This window comes from Arthrobacter sp. 35/47 (assembly GCF_000520475.1).
Classification (GTDB): Bacteria; Actinomycetota; Actinomycetes; order Actinomycetales; family Micrococcaceae; genus Arthrobacter_D; species Arthrobacter_D subterraneus.
In genome coordinates this window covers 76,500-93,873 of sequence record NZ_KI914603.1, presented here as the reverse complement: position 1 = coordinate 93,873, position 17,374 = coordinate 76,500, and the positions used below count along the sequence as shown (strand labels likewise).

General features: G+C 65.4%; 19 protein-coding genes. 8 read left to right on the top strand and 11 right to left on the bottom strand.

Annotation, left to right across the window (positions count from 1 at the left end; translation table 11 throughout):
• A partial coding sequence (locus X803_RS22275; RefSeq protein ID WP_026545165.1) for an IclR family transcriptional regulator occupies nucleotides 1–734 on the bottom strand: 734 nt, incomplete at its 3' end.
• A 153-nt stretch (nucleotides 735–887) separates the two neighbouring features.
• Here X803_RS22275 and X803_RS0110910 point away from each other — a divergent pair.
• The 3 genes from X803_RS0110910 (at nucleotide 888) to X803_RS0110900 (ending at nucleotide 3,793) form a co-directional block, all read left to right on the top strand.
• Nucleotides 888–1,700 carry a maleate cis-trans isomerase family protein gene (locus X803_RS0110910; RefSeq protein ID WP_051470675.1) on the top strand — a complete coding sequence of 271 codons (813 nt, stop codon included), beginning with the start codon at nucleotides 888–890 and terminating at the stop codon, nucleotides 1,698–1,700.
• A gap of 9 nt (nucleotides 1,701–1,709) precedes the next feature.
• The gene (locus X803_RS0110905) at nucleotides 1,710–3,065 is read left to right on the top strand and encodes an SLC13 family permease (RefSeq protein ID WP_026545163.1); all 1,356 of its coding nucleotides are present in this window, start codon (nucleotides 1,710–1,712) and stop codon (nucleotides 3,063–3,065) included.
• 179 nt (nucleotides 3,066–3,244) lie between these two features.
• Nucleotides 3,245–3,793 carry a heme-degrading domain-containing protein gene (locus X803_RS0110900; RefSeq protein ID WP_026545162.1) on the top strand — a complete coding sequence of 183 codons (549 nt, stop codon included), beginning with the start codon at nucleotides 3,245–3,247 and terminating at the stop codon, nucleotides 3,791–3,793.
• A gap of 8 nt (nucleotides 3,794–3,801) precedes the next feature.
• On the opposite strand, the gene X803_RS0110895 is transcribed toward X803_RS0110900, so the two are convergent.
• From X803_RS0110895 to arsB, 6 genes are read right to left on the bottom strand one after another with little or no spacing between them, the layout of a single operon-like run.
• Nucleotides 3,802–4,350 (bottom strand): P-loop NTPase family protein, encoded by a 549-nt coding sequence (locus X803_RS0110895; protein WP_253907449.1) that lies wholly within the window; start codon nucleotides 4,348–4,350, stop codon nucleotides 3,802–3,804.
• Nucleotides 4,351–4,387: 37 nt separating this feature from the next.
• Complete coding sequence (locus X803_RS0110890) at nucleotides 4,388–4,810, bottom strand: arsenate-mycothiol transferase ArsC (RefSeq protein ID WP_026545160.1); 423 nt, start codon at nucleotides 4,808–4,810, stop codon at nucleotides 4,388–4,390.
• On the bottom strand, nucleotides 4,807–5,463 hold the full coding sequence (locus tag X803_RS0110885) for an arsenate reductase ArsC (RefSeq protein WP_035778628.1): 657 nt from the start codon (nucleotides 5,461–5,463) through the stop codon (nucleotides 4,807–4,809). Before X803_RS0110885 ends, X803_RS0110890 begins: the two co-directional genes overlap by 4 nt.
• 28 nt (nucleotides 5,464–5,491) lie before the next feature.
• Complete coding sequence (gene trxB / locus X803_RS0110880) at nucleotides 5,492–6,469, bottom strand: thioredoxin-disulfide reductase (RefSeq protein WP_026545158.1); 978 nt, start codon at nucleotides 6,467–6,469, stop codon at nucleotides 5,492–5,494.
• 13 nt (nucleotides 6,470–6,482) lie between these two features.
• Complete coding sequence (locus X803_RS0110875) at nucleotides 6,483–6,914, bottom strand: arsenate reductase ArsC (RefSeq protein ID WP_026545157.1); 432 nt, start codon at nucleotides 6,912–6,914, stop codon at nucleotides 6,483–6,485.
• A 17-nt stretch (nucleotides 6,915–6,931) separates the two neighbouring features.
• Nucleotides 6,932–8,029 (bottom strand): ACR3 family arsenite efflux transporter, encoded by a 1,098-nt coding sequence (arsB, locus tag X803_RS0110870; protein WP_026545156.1) that lies wholly within the window; start codon nucleotides 8,027–8,029, stop codon nucleotides 6,932–6,934.
• 88 nt (nucleotides 8,030–8,117) lie between these two features.
• Here arsB and X803_RS0110865 point away from each other — a divergent pair, with 88 nt between their 5' ends.
• A complete protein-coding gene (locus X803_RS0110865) occupies nucleotides 8,118–8,468 on the top strand; it encodes an ArsR/SmtB family transcription factor (RefSeq protein ID WP_026545155.1) in 351 nt (116 codons plus the stop codon).
• Nucleotides 8,469–8,478: 10 nt separating this feature from the next.
• On the opposite strand, the gene X803_RS0110860 is transcribed toward X803_RS0110865, so the two are convergent.
• The 3 genes from X803_RS0110860 to X803_RS0110850 are packed head-to-tail and all read right to left on the bottom strand — an operon-like array spanning nucleotide 8,479 to nucleotide 12,698.
• Nucleotides 8,479–10,179 (bottom strand): amidase, encoded by a 1,701-nt coding sequence (locus tag X803_RS0110860; RefSeq protein WP_026545154.1) that lies wholly within the window; start codon nucleotides 10,177–10,179, stop codon nucleotides 8,479–8,481.
• A complete protein-coding gene (locus tag X803_RS0110855) occupies nucleotides 10,179–11,228 on the bottom strand; it encodes an agmatine deiminase family protein (protein ID WP_035778626.1) in 1,050 nt (349 codons plus the stop codon). Before X803_RS0110855 ends, X803_RS0110860 begins: the two co-directional genes overlap by 1 nt.
• Nucleotides 11,229–11,246: 18 nt before the next feature.
• A complete protein-coding gene (locus X803_RS0110850) occupies nucleotides 11,247–12,698 on the bottom strand; it encodes a flavin monoamine oxidase family protein (RefSeq protein WP_275450944.1) in 1,452 nt (483 codons plus the stop codon).
• 374 nt (nucleotides 12,699–13,072) lie between these two features.
• Between X803_RS0110850 and X803_RS22555 the strand changes: the two genes are divergently transcribed.
• The 4 genes from X803_RS22555 to X803_RS19340 all read left to right on the top strand — a co-directional run bounded on the left by X803_RS22555 (nucleotide 13,073) and on the right by X803_RS19340 (nucleotide 16,018).
• Nucleotides 13,073–13,885 (top strand): hypothetical protein, encoded by an 813-nt coding sequence (locus tag X803_RS22555; protein ID WP_026545151.1) that lies wholly within the window; start codon nucleotides 13,073–13,075, stop codon nucleotides 13,883–13,885.
• Nucleotides 13,886–13,973: 88 nt separating this feature from the next.
• Complete coding sequence (locus X803_RS22550; RefSeq protein ID WP_051470674.1) at nucleotides 13,974–14,702, top strand: class F sortase; 729 nt, start codon at nucleotides 13,974–13,976, stop codon at nucleotides 14,700–14,702.
• Nucleotides 14,703–14,726: 24 nt separating this feature from the next.
• Nucleotides 14,727–15,098 (top strand): Hpt domain-containing protein, encoded by a 372-nt coding sequence (locus tag X803_RS19345; protein ID WP_051470673.1) that lies wholly within the window; start codon nucleotides 14,727–14,729, stop codon nucleotides 15,096–15,098.
• A gap of 35 nt (nucleotides 15,099–15,133) precedes the next feature.
• The gene (locus tag X803_RS19340; RefSeq protein ID WP_035778624.1) at nucleotides 15,134–16,018 is read left to right on the top strand and encodes an EamA family transporter; all 885 of its coding nucleotides are present in this window, start codon (nucleotides 15,134–15,136) and stop codon (nucleotides 16,016–16,018) included.
• A 70-nt stretch (nucleotides 16,019–16,088) separates the two neighbouring features.
• On the opposite strand, the gene X803_RS0110825 is transcribed toward X803_RS19340, so the two are convergent.
• Entirely contained in the window at nucleotides 16,089–17,261 is a 1,173-nt protein-coding gene (locus tag X803_RS0110825; RefSeq protein ID WP_026545150.1) for an ROK family transcriptional regulator, read from the bottom strand.
• Nucleotides 17,262–17,374: the final 113 nt, after the last annotated feature.

Sequence of the window (17,374 nt, the reverse complement as noted above, 5' to 3'; positions counted from 1 at the left end):
GCTGCCGCCGCCACCATCGGTCCCAGCCGCTCGACATCACTCTCGGTTACCCGCTGGGTGGGAAAGCCCAGGCCCAGGACGGCTACGAGGACCCCTGCAACATTGAACACCGGCGCTGCAATAGAGCCGACATCGCTGTGCCGTTCACCAAAGGCCGCAAAGAATCCCTGGTTCCGTGTCACTTCTGCCTGCGCGTCCAGGGTAGCGAGGCTGTCCGGAGTATCGGGGGTGAATGTGGCGAGTTCGCTCCCCTCAAGGGTTGCCCGGGCATCAGGATCATAGGCGAGGAAGACCTTGCCCGGCGCACCCGCGTGGATTGGCATCACCATGCCGACTGCGAACGGACGCATGACAACGTGTCGGGTCTCAGCCACAGCGACGATGGTTCGGAAGGCGCCGTCGCGCACGTAGAGGCAGGCCGTCTCGCCGGTCTCATCCCGCAGGTTCTGCAGGATCGGCCTGGTGAGCTGGACGATGTCCATGCCACTGGTCCCGGTTGAAGCCCAGCGGACCAGGCGGATCCCGATACGGTACCGGTCGCCGTCGCGGTCCAGGTAACCCTCGTGAACCAGGCTTTGAACCAGACGCTGGCATGTACTTGAGGGCAGCCCGGTCTGACGTGCGAGCTGCTGGAGAGTTGGCTCCGGGGACTCGGGGGTGAAGCAGTCGAGGATCTGGCTGATCTTCCGCAGCACCAGAATAGGCGCGGAACCACGGGGAATTTCTGCTGCCACCAGGAGGCCTTTCGAGCGTAGAAGGACGCGTCCATCGTAGTAGCCGAGCGGACAGAATTTTGACATATCGTGTCGTAGCCCACAATATGGGATAGCAACCCACCACACGGGTTCGAGTGTGGAGTCACAAACACAACGTCGTGAAGGACGCATATGAACACCGCTGCTGCATGCTGCGAAACAGGACCGGTCCAGGCGCCGGCGAACACCTCCCGTATTGGGCTTATTGTCCCGAGCTCCAACACCACGATGGAAACGGAACTGCCGGAGCTTTTCCGGCGCCAGTCCCAAGCCACCGGACACCGATACACCTTTCACTCCGCCCGGGCCGGTATGAAGAGGGTCAACCGGGAAGAGCTCGCCGCCATGGTGGGCAAGGCTGCTGACTGCGCCGCGTCGGTGTCCGACGCCGACGTCGACGTGATCGCCTACGCCTGCCTTGTCGCCGTCATGGCGCAGGGGCCAAACGCGCACGTCGGATCAGAGCAGACGATCGCCGACGCTGCGGCCAACAACGGCCACCCGGCCGAGGTCACCAGCAGCGCCGGTGCACTCGTCCGCACTCTCCAGGAGATGGGCGCGCGCCGCATTGCCATGGTCACCCCGTACGTTCCGGCACTCACCCAGACCGTCGCCGATTACATCGAAGGCGCAGGCATCGAGGTTGTCGATTCGGTTTCCCTGTCCGTTGACAACAATCTCGAAGTGGGACGTCTGGACCCGCAGCAGCTTCCCGGCATTGCCCAGAAGCTGAATCGCGAGGGCGTTGACGCTGTGATTCTCTCGGCGTGCGTGCAGATGCCGTCGCTGGCTGCGGTTCAGACCGCTGAGGATCAGCTCGGGGTGCCGGTAATCACTGCCGCCGTCGCAACCACCTATGAGATCCTCAAGGCCCTCGGCCACACGCCGGCGATCTCGGGTGCCGGGCGTCTTCTCGCCGGCGACCTCGTTCCGGCTACGAAGTAGGGCAGCACCATGTCACTCGCCCTCATTGCCTTCCTCGTTCTCATCGCTGCTTTCGCCTGGGGATCATTCACCCGTGTCAACGCGGGACTGATCGCCGTCGTCGCGGCCTTCATTGTCGGACCGCTGCTGGCCGGGCTCGATATCAAGGAAGTGATCGGTGCATTCCCCGCCGGTCTTTTCTTCATCCTCGTCGGAGCCACACTGCTCTTTGCGATTGTGCGGGTCACCGGGACCATCGACCTGCTCGCCTACTGGTGTGAGCGGCTGGCCGGGGACCGCAAGGTGCTGGTTCCCATCCTGATGTTCCTGCTCACGGCCTCGCTGGCCGCCGCGGGCGCCTTCACGCCCGCTGCCATCGCGATCGTGGCACCTGTTGCGCTCGCGCTGGGCATGCGCTTTGGAATCAGCACGCTCGCCATGGGCCTGGTGATCGTTCAGGGCGCCAACGCAGGGGCATTCTCACCGGTGAACCCGTTCGGCGTGTTAGGAAACCAGATGCTGGACAGTGCCGGTGCGTCCGGTGATTCCTGGAAGCTCTTCGTGTACTGCTTTCTCTTCAACGCTGTACTCGCCCTCATCGCCTACGTGGTGATTCAGAGCATTATGAAGCGCCGTGCCGCCAAGCGCGGCGAAGGCGGCAACGCTGCCATAACCAACGACGACGGCGACACGTCCGGCGGCATCTCGCCCTCCGGCGGCGGCTCACCTGTCGGCACCGCTACCCTCACGGCCACCCGCACGGAAACCCGGACGGTGACCAAGGTCCCCGTCACGCCCATGCGCATTCTCACACTCGTTGCCCTGGTCTCACTGCTGGTGCTGACAACCGTGTTCGGTATCGACGTCGGCGTCGCCTCGCTGATCATCTCGCTCGTGCTGATCGCAGTGAACCCTGGAGTGCAGAAGCCTGCAATGGAGAGCATGCCCTGGAGCGCGATCATCCTGGTCACGGGCATCGTCACCTATGTGGGCATGCTCGAAGCAATGGGCGCCCTTGATGAGCTGCAGGCGGGCATCGAGAGCCTCGGCAACGGCTCCATCGCCGCTCTTGTCACCAGCTACGTCGTCGGAATGGTTTCTGCGTTCGCGTCGACCACCGGAACTCTGGGCGTCATCAGCCCGGTCGTCACTCCGATTGCCCTGGACCCCATGCTGACCCCGATCGGTGTGGTCACCGCCATCGCCATCAGTTCCTCGGTCGTGGATGTCAGCCCAATGTCCACAAGCGGCGCTTTGCTGATGGCCAGCGCCCAGCCGAAGGATGAGCGGATGTTTTTCCGCGCCCTGCTGCTCTGGGCGATCGCCATGATCGCCGTCGTGCCGCTGCTGGTCTGGTTCGTCTTCGTTCAGCTCGGCATCGGCTAAAACCGGCCGTCGCGCTCGGAAAACCGGCCGGGGCGCCTTCACATCATTGTGAAGGCGCCCCGGCCTTTTTCCGTCCCGATCGGTCTCGGATCCGAAAGGGGACACTGCCCTCCAACAGTGCTCTCCGGCGTTCCGATAGGCTCGTACATTGAGTCGGCCGCCGAGGAGAGAGACGCTACGTGACTGAGAACCAGAGTTCAGAGGTTGAGTTCGACCCGGACGCCTCCGGAGAGCAGTCCCAGCCGGCCCTCGAAGCACTGATCGGTCGCATCGAGGAAGAGACCCGCAAGCTGCAACTGGCGAAATTCGGCCAGGAGGACGCGCTTGCCCTTGGGCTGCTGATCGTTGAACTTGCCACTGAACGGGACATGCCGGTCGCCTTTGACATCCGCCGCGGAAGCCATGTGCTGTTCCATGTCTCGTTGCCCGGGGCGACACTGGACAACGATTTCTGGGTAGAGAAGAAGGCCCGCACCGCTGAGCGGTACGGGGTTCCGTCCCTGCTGGTCGGCCTGCGCGGACGGCTGGGAGGCGGCCGGATGGAGGACAACGCCTGGTTCGACGAGTCTGCGTACGCCGCGCACGGCGGAGCCTTCCCGATCATTGTGCGCGGAACCGGACCGGTCGCCGTCGTCACTGTCTCCGGCCTTCCACAGAAAGCCGACCATGAGCTGGTAGTCGAGGCACTGACCAAGTTCACCCGGCGGAAGAAGAAGGCGACGGCGTAAAGCCGCCCTCAGGCGGCACTGACGTTACGGACCATGGACAACCACCGGCTAAGGTCCCGCGGTCTCTTGAAGACAATGACCGGGGGAAGGGCCGGATCGGCCTTCATCGCCTGGATGACGCGGTGCTTCCTCGTGAAGCTCTGGGAGTGCCACCAAAGGATGGAATCCCTGGCCAGCAGACGCCGGAAGGATTCAGTGTTTCCGTTACAGACGAGCTGGCCGCTCACCGCTCTGTACAGAGAGCGCCGCAGGAGCCGGGACAGCGAAACCCAGCGCGGGTAGTCCAATGCCACAATGAGCTCGGCACGGGGAACAACCGTATCGCGCCAGATGGCATACGCACTGTCGAGAACCCACTCATCACGGGAAGCGATGTCCGCAGCCAACCGGCGCTGTTCTTCGACTGTCCGCTGCTGCCACTGCGGGAACCAGCCAATGTCATCGTCCGCCGAGTACTCGGGCAAACCCGATGCTTTCGCGTAGGCATGCGCGGCCGACGATTTACCGCTCCCTGTCACCCCATAGAAGAGAACCCGTGATGGTGGTCGTGTAGGCACGACTCCCAGCATGCCATGGCCGCTTGGCGAGGCGGCCCTACCCGGCAGTCAGCTCCCGATGCAGCTGTTCCACACGGCGCCGGATGTCGTCGCGGACCAGCCGCATCCGCTCCATGCCCTCGATACCGCGGGTGGACGGTTCATCCGTCTCCCACACTTCACAACGCCTTCCCGGCTGCGGCTCAAGCTTCGCTTCACTCCCCAGGATGACGACGGCATCAACCTGGCTCAGCACATCATCGGCAATGGGTTTGGGGTACTCCCCTCCGACCTTCACCCCGATCTCGCGCAGGGACTCCACCGACTGCGGATTCAGTTCCTTGCCGGGCTTGGTGCCGGCTGAATAGACCAAAACGTCCTCGCCGGCGAGGTCACGCATCAGCGCCGCCGCCATCTGGGACTTGCCGCCGTTCTTGGCACAGACAAAGAGCACGCTGGGCTTTGGAGGTGCCTGGTTCATGCCGGCTGTTCTTTCGTGAGGAGTGAATCAGCGAGCACCCTGACCCTCTCATGGATCTCATCACGGATAGCGCGCACCTGTTCGACGGACTGGTCCGCGGGGTCTGCGAGGCCCCAGTCCTCGTAGCGCTTACCGGGGTAGATGGCGCAGGAGTCTCCGCAGCCCATGGTGATGACGACGTCGGACGCACGAACGACGTCGTCGGTCAGCGGTTTGGGGTATTCCTTGCCCAGATTGAGGCCCATCTCGCCCATCACCGTCAGTACCGTGGAATCCAACTCGGCCGCCGGCATGGAGCCGGCGGATCGGACCTGGATCCTTCCCTTCGACTCCATGGTCAGCAGTGCAGCCGCCATTTGGGACCGGCCGGCATTCTGGACGCAGACAAACAGCACTGACGGCGCGTCCGACGCCGAGGCCCCCTTTGACCTTGCCAGTGCTGTCAGCCTGTCGCTGGCGAAATGCTCCGTGGTGGCCGGCAGATACGTAGTGATCTTCGCCGTCCGGGCCAGTGCCGTGTAGGACTCGAAAACATAGCGTTCCACCGTTTCAGCGGCGAAGACCCCCGCGAACCGTTCCGCCAGCCGCTCGCTGATTCGGTGCAGGACCTCGGTGGTGTCCCGCAGACCAGTGCCGGAGTTCGACGCATTCATGGTGTTCTCTTTCGTTGGAAACGGGCCGTCAGCCGTGCGTCGGTTCCTCAACCATGGCGGTCGCGATGCTGTCGGCATCCTCAAGCGCCGCAAGGTACCGTTCGGCGTCGAGCGCTGCTGCGCATCCGGTGCCGGCCGCGGTGATGGCCTGGCGGTACCGGTGGTCCACCGCGTCGCCGCAGGCAAAGACGCCCGACCGGTTGGTGACCGTGGTGGGGGAATCGACCCGGATGTAGCCTTCGTCGTCGAGGTCGATCTGCCCGGCCACGAGTTCGGTGCGCGGCAGGTGCCCGATCGCCACGAAAATGCCGGTCGCGGCATGGTCGCGGGTTTCACCGCTGCGGGTGTCCGTGAGCGTCACACCGGTGACCTTGTCATTGCCATGGATGGCTGTGACGGCGGAATTCCAGGCGAAACTGATCTTCGGGTTGTCCTTGGCACGCTGCGCCATGATCCGGGAGGCACGCAGCTCGTCGCGGCGGACCACCACAGTGACTGACCGGGCGAATCGGGTGAGGAACGTTGCCTCCTCCATGGCCGAGTCACCGCCGCCCACAACGATGATGTCCTGGTCCCGAAAGAAGAATCCGTCGCAGGTGGCGCACCAGGACAGGCCGTGGCCGCTGAACTTCTTCTCCTCCGGCAGGCCGAGCTCCTTGTACGCGGACCCGGTCGCGAGAATCACCGCAACAGCCTCGTGGGATTCTCCGCCGCCGGTGACTACGCGCTTGAGGTGACCGGTCAGATCGACCTCCGTGACGTCGTCGAACACTACCTGCGCACCGAACTTTTCCGCTTGCTCCTGCAGGCCTTCCATCAGTTCCGGGCCCTGCACTCCTGCGGGGAAACCGGGGAAGTTCTCCACCTCGGTGGTGTTCATCAGCGCGCCGCCGGCGGTGACGGATCCGGCCAGCACCAAAGGTGTCAGCCCTGCGCGTGCCGCGTAGATGGCAGCCGTGTACCCGGCGGGCCCGGATCCGATGATGATCAACTGTTGCGTGGCCATGAGTGTTCTCCTGCTACTTCGTTGCGGGGATCAGGGATTCGATGAGCCCTTCGATGCGGCCACGGATTTCATCGCGGATGGGCCGGACGGATTCGACGCCCTTGCCCGCCGGATCCTCCAGCACCCAGTCCTCGTAGCGCTTGCCGGGGAAGTACGGGCACTCATCGCCGCAGCCCATGGTGATGACGACGTCGGATTCCTTGACGGCCTCGGTGGTGAGGACCTTCGGAATCTCACTGCTCATGTCGATGCCGACCTCCGCCATGGCTTCCACCGCGGACGGGTTGATCTTCTCGGCCGGCTGCGATCCGGCGGAGCGGACCTCGATGGCACCCTTCGACAGGGTGGTGAGGAACGCCGCCGCCATCTGGGAGCGCCCGGCGTTGTGCACGCAGACGAAAAGGACGGAAGGCTTTTTGGCGGAATCTGTGGTCTCTGAAGTCATGAGGGTCTCCTGAAGGGTTAGGCGGACAGCGGTGCAGGAGCGAAGAATCGCTTCTGCACCCAGAGGGCAACATAGACAAGCGCAACGAGGACGGGCACCTCGATCAACGGTCCGACGACGCCGGCCAGGGCCTGCCCGGAGGTGACCCCGAAGGTGCCGATCGCCACCGCGATGGCCAGTTCGAAGTTGTTTCCAGCGGCGGTGAAGGCCAGCGTCGTCGTCCTCGCATAACCGAGACCGAGCCATTTGCCGGTCAGCATACCGGCCCCGAAAACAACGAGGAAGTAGACGAGCAGCGGCAGGGCGATCCGGGCGACGTCGAGCGGGCGGGCGGTGATCGTCTCACCCTGCAGCGCGAAGAGCAGCACGATGGTGAAGAGCAGGCCGTACAGCGCCCACGGGCCGAGCCTGGGCAGGAACGTGTTCTCATACCAGTCGCGGCCGCGGGCCTTCTCGCCGACGGTGCGGGTGAGAAATCCGGCCAGCAGCGGGATCCCGAGGAAGATGAGGACGGAGGCGGTGATGGCCCAGAAGGAGAAGTCGGCGCTGGTGGTGGGAAGACCGAGCCAGGAGGGCAGGAGCTGGAGGTAGAACCAGCCGAGGGCGCCGAACGCGAGGACCTGGAACACCGAGTTGATGAACACCAGCACCGCGGCGGCCTCACGGTCACCGCACGCGAGGTCATTCCAGATCATCACCATCGCGATACAGCGGGCGAGGCCCACGATGATGAGGCCGGTGCGGTATTCGGGCAGGTCGGGCAGGAAGATCCACGCCAGGGCGAACATGAAGGCCGGCGCCAGCAGCCAGTTGAGTGCAAGAGATGCCGCCATCAGTTTGCGGTCGGCCATCACCCGGTGCGTCTGGTCATAGCGGACCTTGGCCAGCACCGGATACATCATGACCAACAGCCCGACGGCGATCGGCAGCGACACTTCACCGATCTTCACAGCCTCCAGCGCCATATTCAGCCCGGGGATCAGCGCACCGAGGACCAGCCCCAGGACCATTGCGGCGATGATCCAGACGGGAAGGAAGCGATCGAGGGTGGACAGCTTGCCGACGACGGCGGCCGGCGCGCCTCCGGGGGGCAAGGGTGCAGTCTGGGTGCTCACGCGTCTCCTGCGAGATAGATTGATGGGAATCGATATGAATACCACCAGCTATATCGATCATTGTCAATCCAAGGTGCATAATGGGTTCATGAACACTGCGCAAACCCTTGAAACGACGCTGGACGCCGCCTGCTGCCTCCCGTCGGATCAGCCCGCTCTCAGCAGCGAGGATGCGCAGCAGCGGGCCGCCATATTCAAGGCACTGGCTGACCCGAACCGGCTGCGGCTGCTCTCCATCGTGAAGGCCGGCGAGTCCGGCGAGGCGTGCGTCTGCGACCTGACGGAGCCGCTGGATCTCGGGCAGCCGACCGTCTCCCACCACCTGAAGATCCTGGTTGAGGCCGGCCTGCTGCACCGCGAGAAGCGGGGCACCTGGGCGTACTACTCCCTGGTTCCGGGCGCGCTCGAAAAGGTGGCCGGGCTCGTTACGACGCTCTAGAAGCGGTCCGTTAGAGCGCCGGCGTTCGTGCTGGAGCCACCCGCCGCGACCTGGTTGCCTCGAAAGCCGACGCGAGGCGCAGCAGGTCATTGTCCGAGTAGGCCTTGCCTGCGAAGGTGAGCCCCACCGGCATGCCGGTATCAGCCATCACGCCCATCGGCACCGTGACCGTCGGGATGCCCAGGTGGCGCGGGACCAGATTGCCGTTGGACACCCAGACGCCGTTGCGCCAGGCGAGCTCCGCCGAAGCGACGTTCGTGTCGCTGTCAGCGGGGCCGACGTCGCCCGCTGCCGGGAAGATCACGGCATCCAGTCCGTGCTCATCCATCCAGTCATGGAGGTCAGTCCGGCGGGTTTCCTCCAGCCCGCGCAGGCCTTCCTCGAGGTGCGGGATGTCGGCCAGCTGCAGGCCCTCGTTGGCGCGGATGAAGTCGGGGTACTCGGCGATGTCGTCGTCGAACCCGGTGTAGCGGTCCGGGAGTGCGCCGTCCGGTGCCGGGAAGATGGCTGCGCCGTCAACCTGCTTGAGGCTCGGCATCTGCGGATCCCCGTTCGCGTCGAGGAAGTCGTTCCACGCCCACGCGCTCAGGTCCACGATTTCCCGCTGGAGGTAGTCCGGGCTCACCACGCCGCGTGTCCGGATGGTTGGCGCTCCCGGCCGGTCGCCTTCGTAGTTGGACACCGCCGGGAAGTCGACCTCGACCACCTCCGCGCCCGCGCGCTCCAGGTCGCGCCGCGCAGCCTCCCAGAGCGCAATGACGGATGGCCGCGTCTGGATCCGCTGGCCTGTGGGGCCGCCGATTCCGGGCATTGGCGCGGTGCCTGCGTCGTGATCCTTGTTGATGTACATGCGCGGCACACCGAAGCGCTTCCCCTTCAGCGTGCCGGCACCTGCTGCCAGGGACCGGTACGACGGCGGACGCACCTCGGACGCAGGCGGAATGGACACCCAGGGCTGGACGCGCCAGAAGTCGCCGCGGGTCTCGGTGTCATCAGCGACGATGATGTCCAGGACCTCGAGCAGGTCCGCCATGGTGCGCGTGTGCGGTACAACCACGTCCATGGTGGGCACCAGGGGCCAGTTGCCCCGGACGGAGATGACGCCGCGCGAGGGCGTGTAGGCGCACAGTCCGTTGTTCGACGCCGGGGCGCGGCCTGAGGACCACGTTTCCTCCGCCAGTCCGAAGGCAGCGAAACTGGCCGCCGTCGCCGTGCCGGACCCGTTGGAGGAACCGGAGGCGAAGGCGGCGGGGAGGTAGTCGGCGTTATAGGGGCTTTCCGCCCTGCCGTAGACGCCGCGCTGCATGCCGCCGTTGGCCATCGGCGGCATGTTGGTGAGCCCGATCAGGATGGCTCCGGCGCTCCGGAGCCGGCCGATGGTGAAGGCGTCCTGCTGTGCAATGAGGCCCTGGAATGCCGGGGATCCCGCGGCGACGGTGAGGCCTTTGACCTGGTAGCTTTCCTTGGCCGTGTACGGGATTCCGTCCAGCGGGCCGAGCGTTTTCCCGTTTTTTCTGCGCGCATCCGAGGCGCGGGCTTCCGCCAGGACCTCCGGATTCATCACGATCACGGAGTTGAGCCGGATACCCGCGTGGTCATAGGCCGCGATGCGGTTCAGATAAGACTCGACGAGTTCCTCGCTGGTCACCTGGCCCGTTTCAAGGGCATCGCGGAGGTCCGCGATGCCCGTTTCGACGACGTTGAATCCCATTACCGCTCCCTTTCGTTCTCGAGCGGCGCGGGCTGCTGCTGCGTGATGCAGTGGATGCCGCCGCCGAAGGAGAAGATGTCGCGGGCGTCGACCAGTTCGATGGTGCGCCCCGGGTAGGCGCGGCCGAGGATGTCGGCGGCAACGGCGTCGTTCGCGTCATCGAAGGCGCACAGGATCACCGCACCGTTGCACACGTAGTGGTTGATGTAGGAGTAGTCCACGAAGCCGTCGTCGTCGGTGGTCACTGTCGGGGCCGGGACGTCGATGACTTCGAGGGGGCGGCCGTCGGCGTCGGTTTCCTGTTCAAGCTCTTTCTTCTGGAGCCGCGTCACCTCGTAGTCGGGGTGGCTTGGGTTGTCCTGCCTGTGGAGGAGGACTGCGCCCGACGGCGTGAACGCGGCGACGATGTCGACGTGCCCGCGGGTGCCGAACTCCTCGTAGTCGCGGCTGAGGCCCCGCGACAGCCAGACGGCGTGCCGGGTGCCCAGCCGGGCGTGAATCTCGGCTTCGACGGATTCCCGGGTGGCTCCCGGGTTGCGGCCGGGGTCCAGCTGGACGGTCTCGGTCAGGAGCACGGTGCCGCGGCCGTCGATGTGGAAGCCGCCGCCCTCGTTGACCAGGCGGCTGTCCTCGACCGGTGTCCTGGCGGAGGCCGCGACGGCCCGGCCCACGTGCTGGTCGTTGTCCCACGCGGCCCAGTGCTGCGCACCCCAGCCGTTGAAGACCCAGTTCACGGCGTTCACGGCGCCGTTGCTCCGGTGCACGAAGGTGGGCCCTGAATCGCGGAGCCAGGCGTCGTCGAGCATTGTTTCGGTGACCGTTATGTCGGTGCCGAGCAGTGTCCGGGCGGGGCCGGCGTCGTCCGGGTTAACGAGGACGGTCACGGGCTCGTAGCGGGCGATTGTCCTCGCGACGCGGGACCATGCCTCACGTGCCCGGCGCAGGCTCTCGCTCCCGGGTGCACCGAACGTGTCATTGGCGGGCGGGAACGCCAGCCAGGTGCGCTCATGCCGGGCCCATTCGGCGGGCATGACGGTGGTGCGTGTCATTCCAGTCACGGTGGCCTCCTAGCCGATGAGGGTTCGCTGCGTGGCGAGCGCCGCGGTGATGTTCCGGGCGGTGTACTGGCCCATGCGGATGGCGCCGTCCACGTGTTGATAGCCCTCGGCCGCGAGGTCGGAGCTGGACCAGTGGATCGGGCCGACAGGGGTCAGCTGGTGGCGGCCGTAGCGGGTGAGCCCGCCGAGGTCGTAGCTGGCGGCGTAGGCGCCGCGGGTCCATTCCTCGGAGGCCCAGTCGGATTCGTAGTACACCTCGGGTGTCAGCGCCTGCGGCCCCAGGAATCCGGCGATCGATTCGAGGATCCGCCGGCGGCGCTCGTCAGGGTCGAGTTCGAACATCGCGTCGGCCTTTTCATCGGAGATGAACCCGACGAGGGTGCCGCGGGAGTCCTGGTGGTTGGTGTTGTCGTAGACCTCCTGGACGATGGAGCCGGCGCTGAATCCCGTGCCGGAGAGTCCGTCCTCGCGCCAAAACGGCGTGGAGTACACGGCGTGGACCTTGATGACCAGGCCCAGAGACTGGTGCTGGTGCATCTGGTGCTGCCTGCGCGGCAGGGGCGGCTCGAAGGAGACCCGGGAATAGAGGTTCGGCGGGACGGCCATGACCGCGTAGCGGGCGTTCACCGTGACGTCCTCCGAGATGGCGGCAACGCTGGTAGTTCCGTCCTCCGCCGCGCTCCAGCGGAGGGTGCGCACGGGACTGTTCAGGACGACGTCGTCCCCCAACTCCGCTGCCATCCGCTCCGACACGGACTGCATTCCGCCGACCACACGCTTGTCGAGGATGAAATCCTCGTCGACGAGGTGTGAGAAGGAACCCGCGGAGGCTGCCATCAGCACCGCCTGCAGGGTGGAGAAGGAATGGGCGGGCTTGGTGAGCATGCCGCCGGCGACGAACAGGCCGATGTTGTTGCAGGCTTCCTCATCGGTGGACTGCCGCCGCAGCCAGGTGGAAAACGAGACGGTGTCCAGGTCGCGGGCCTGCGGGTGTTCCCATGGCGCCCTCGGATCCATCTGCGCGGCCAACCGGTCCAGCTCCTCGATGAGGCGGGCCATTTCCGCGCCGGTCCGGCGGCTGACTGGGAACATTTCGCCGGTGTAGCGGACGGCCTTCCCATCGGTCCCGATGTACACGGACTCGCCCTCCCGGTAGCGGGAGTAGGTCTGCAGTCCCAGCTCGTCGAGGAGGCCGATCAGCGCCGTCTGGTCCGGGGACACCCACTGCCCGCCGATCTCCAGCACCGCGCCGTCGATGGTATCGGTATGCGTGCGCCCTCCCACGCGGCCCCTGGCCTCCAGAACCGTAACGGAGTGGCCGGCCTTGCGCAGCTCCCTCGCTGCCATCAGTCCGGACGGGCCGGCTCCCACGACGACGACGTCGCTTTCGATGATCCTCATGGTGTCCTCTCTACACGCGACAGTCGTGCCGCGTACATAAAACGAATAGCGTTCGTTTATGAACTCTCAGACTAGAGGACACCGCGGGGTTTGGGAAGTCTGGGCCTGACAGCCGCTGAACAAGTAGTCGAAGCCTAAATAGTGCCCTAAAGCAAGTAGCACATTGCCTTCGAGTAGTCCTCGGGCCAATTAAACGGGTAATCGGTACTGATGTTTTCCTGTCCCTCCACTTCTACGTTGAGCAGGTACGACTGATGACTTCGCGGGTGGGGGAGGCGCCCTTACTGCATTCATCTGACAAGTGACGCAGGATTCGCAGCCTCATGAAGGCCGCTCAGGACCCGCACAACGGCGAATGTCCGACCTTCCCGTCCAAACTCCACCGTGTGTCGCGGGGTTACCAGTGCCATGTCAGAGGTGAATGGAGTAATGAAATGAGGCGTTTATTCGCAGCCCTGGGCATCCTGGGGTTGCTGTCGCTGGGTGTTGCGCCGACCGCGGTTGCCACACCTGGAGAGAAAGTGGAAATCTGTCACGCCACCGGGTCAGAAGGCAACCCGTATGTGACGAATAAGGTCGACCTGAACGGTCTCGAGGGACACGGCGGCCACGGCGGAGACATTATCCCGCCCAACAGCTATCTGACCGCCGGGTTGAATTACGACGCCGTCGGCCAAGCGACCTACAAGAACGGCTGCAAGCCCGTCGAGGGGCCGGCGATCCCACCAGTCGACAAGAAAATCGACATCTGCCACGCCACCGGCTCCGCCACCCACCCCTACGAGGCAATCCGCATCAGCCTCAACGGACTCGAAGGACACGGAGACCACAGCGCAGACATCATCCCACCCAACACCGCCCTGCCCGCAGGACTGAACTGGGACACCACCGGACAAGCAACCTACAACAACGGCTGCGTACCCGTGCCGGTTGAAGGGCCGGCGATCCCTCCAGGCCCTCCAGGTCCTCCAGGGGAACCAGGTCAGCCAGGCCAGCCGGGACAGCCAGGCCAGCCAGGGCAACCGGGACAACCAGGGCAACCGGGGCAGCCGGGACCGGCAGGTCCGGCAGGTCCGGCAATGCAGCCGGCGCCTGCTGCAGGCGCGGTCAATAACCAGGGCTTCAACGTACAAACAGCGGGAGCTGAGCATGCAGCGGAAGAAACGCCGTTGCTGCTCGGCGGGTTCGTGACGTTCCTGGTTCTCGCTGCTCTCTGGGCAGCGCGGAGAAACCTGATCAGGAACTAGGTTTCTCCAACCGGACACGGGGAGTGTGTACCGCGGAGGCTGTGCACACTCCCCGCCTCCCCTTTTACCTACGGCGAAGGGAAAGGGCATGAACACCGACCAGGGTTCGACGCCCGGGCATTCAGCGCACCACCGCGCGGCACCGGCGTCGAAGACCACCGCGGTGATCCTCACGCTGCTGCTGGCGTTCCTCGCGCTTTCCCTACCGTCGTCGTCGGCCGCCAGAGTACTCACCGATACCCCTGCCGTTGCGGTCCGGATCGTCGACACCGTGCCCGACGACGCCCTCACCCCTGCGCCGGTGAACCGCTCCGTTCCACGGCAGCAGGCAGAAGCGGCTCCTCCGCCACCGGTTCCCACCGAAATTCAGGGACCGCTCGCCTCCCCTCCGCAACGGATCGAGTATGCAGCGGCGGGCATCGACGTCGCGGTGTATCCCATGGAAATCGACCAGGCGTCCCGGGAAACCCAGTCCCTCGTGCCGCCGTTCACGCTCGATGGATACTGGCTTTCATCCTTCGGCACCCCGGGTTACGGATCGACCAACACAACCTACGTCATCGGGCACAGCTGGGAAGACCGGGATGCCCCCTTCAACCGGCTGAGCAGCGGTGCCGTTCCCGGGGAAACATTCACGGTGACTACAGCCACGGGCTTCCTGACCTATCGGGTCGATTCAGTGACCACTTTCCTGAAATCCACGCTGAAAGACAGCGATATCTGGCGCATTCTTCCAAACCGGCTGGTTCTCATCAGCTGTTACACCGAGGACCTGTGGGGGAAGAACGTCGTCGTTGTCGCCTCCCCGGTTCCCTGACCCCCACCCTGATCGGAGACACTCATGGCAGCGAGCAAACGGCCTCCGCTGGTGACCTGGAGCGTGCTGCGGAGACTGGAGGACGAGTTCGACGATCCTGCCCCGGCCCGCTCCTTTGTCCGGGACTTCATCGCCTACTGGGATGACAGGTACCTCCGGCTGGTCCACACGGTGGAGGGCGGAGACGCAGCAGCTTCCCTCGACGCGCTGCTCAGCGTGCGGATCACCGCCACCATGATCGGCGCCACCCGGCTGGCACGGCTGACAGCGGACCTCGAGTCCAGCCTGAAACGCGGAGACCTCGCTGCAGTCGCTGAAGCTCTGCCCGAAATGAAGGATTGCGCCGCCGCGACCATCCGGGAGCTGACTCGAAAGTACGTCAACACGGAGCGGTGAACCGGCCGGCCGGTTGAGCCGGACAGAATGGACGTATGCGCACCTCTTCCATTCCCGCACCCGTGCTGATGATCGCGGCCGTCCTCTCCGTACAGTTCGGGGCGGCGCTGGCGAGGACCCAGTTTGATGCGGTGGGACCCACCGGCGCAGTGCTGCTCCGTCTGGTGTTCGGCGCGCTGATTCTGCTGATCGCCGTCCGTCCGAGGGTGCGCGGCTGGAAGCACGAGCAGTGGGCCGCCGCTACGGTGCTGGGCATCGCACTCGCGGGGATGAACAGCCTGATCTACCTCGCCATCGGCGTCATTCCGATCGGCGTTGCCGTGACGCTGGAATTCACGGGCCCCCTCCTGCTTGCGCTGGTCCAGACCCGGCGCATTGCTGACGCGGCGTGGGCACTTCTGGCGTTCGCCGGCGTCGTTCTTTTGGGGTTCGACGACGGCGGCGATCTGCCGCTTGCCGGCATCCTCTTTGCCCTCGGCGCCGGCGCGTTCTGGGCGGTTTACATCCTGGCCAGCGCGCGGGTGGGGCGGCTTGTCCCCGGCGTGGAGGGGCTGGCGGTATCAATGGCGATCGGCGCGGTCATCGCGATGCCGTTCGGGGCCACGGCCGCGCTCGGCGGGGTGCTGGCCTCGCCGCTGGTTCTGCCGGTATTCGTGGGCGTGGCGCTGCTGTCCAGCGCACTCCCCTATGCGCTCGAGATGCTCGCCCTGCAGCGGCTGTCCACGCGGGTGTTCGGGGTGCTGTCCGCTTTGGGCCCGGCGATGGCGGCTCTCGCCGGGCTGCTGGTGCTGGCACAGGCGCTTGGCACCCGCGAGATTATTGCCCTGATCCTGGTCACGGCCGCGTCGGTGGGAGTGACCGTCGGGGTACGACGCCGCCGCCCGCCGGGACCGGACGCCGCAACTCCCCCGGCCCCCTGACCCAACTGGAGTTTTTGTCGCCGTTCTGCTGTTATCCGGGCGTTTAACCAGCAGAACGGCGACAAAAACTTCACGGGTTGGAGGCGATGCTCCTGGGTTCGGTGAGGAGACCGGCGAACACTGCCTCCGCTGCACCGACGAGGAGGAGCTCGGACCCGAGGGCGGCACGTTCAAGGCGCACTTCGGCACCGAGGCCGCTGATCGGGCCGTGGGCAACGGCCGTACCCAGCCGCTCCCGGTCCGCGTCGAGCAGCACGCCCAGGAACCCGCCAAGCACTATCACCTCAGGGTTGAAAACGTTCACGAGATTGCTGAGGGCGACCGCGAGCAGGTCTGTCTGGCGGCGGATCTCGCGGAGCACGGGAAACGGCAGGCCGGGGCCTAGCGCGTCTTCGAGCTGTTCGCCGTCGGCCCGGTCCAGCCCGACAACCTTCAGCAGCCGCTCCAGATTGACCTCTGTCTCGAGACAGCCGCGGCGTCCGCAGTGGCACGCTTCGCCGTCCGGCCTGATCACCATGTGCCCGAACTCGCCGGCATACCCTAAGGCTCCACCCAGCGGCACGCCGCCGACAATGGCTCCTCCACCGATGCCCGACGCGCTGCCATTCAGATAAAGCGCATCGCGGTATCCCGCGGCCGCACCGAAGATACTCTCCGCCAGGGTCCCCAGGGTCGCGTCGTTGGCCGCCACCGCCGGCATGCCGAGCGCTTCCCGGAAAGGCCCGACGACGTCGGCGTCCTTCCAGCCGAGATGCGGAGCCAGCAGCACAACGCCTGCGTCCGCATTGACCAGTCCCGGAACGGCCAGACCGACGCCGACCATATGCTCAGCTCCGGCCAGTTCCACCGAGAGTCCCTCGACGACCGCGCGGGTGATGTTCACGGCTTCACGCAAGGTAGGTACCGATGACGTGCTGTAGCGGATGCGCCGGTGCACCTTCCCGCCGAGGCCGACGACGCCGACCGTCACCGCATCCACGTCCGGATTGACGGCGAGCGCCACGACGCGTTCGCTCGCATGGACCAGGGGGCTTGGCCTGCCCACGCGTGCAGCGGCGGCGTCCGTCTCATACACCAGGCCGAGGGCTGACAACTCGCCGACGAGCGCACCGATGGTCGAGCGCGTGAGGCTGCACCGCTGAACAAGGGCCGCGCGCGTCAGCGGTCCGTGCCGGTGCGCCGCGGTGAGGACCGCGGAGAGATTACGACGGCGGAGGTCCTCAGTGCCGCTGCGCTCGCTCATTTGACTCCCTGCCGCCAGTTTGTACTGGACGTAAACATAGCACCGTCATTGGGAATTACCTCCCCGCAGGCCGTTGACGTCGAGCGTCCATCGCTATATGTTTTAGTCATGAA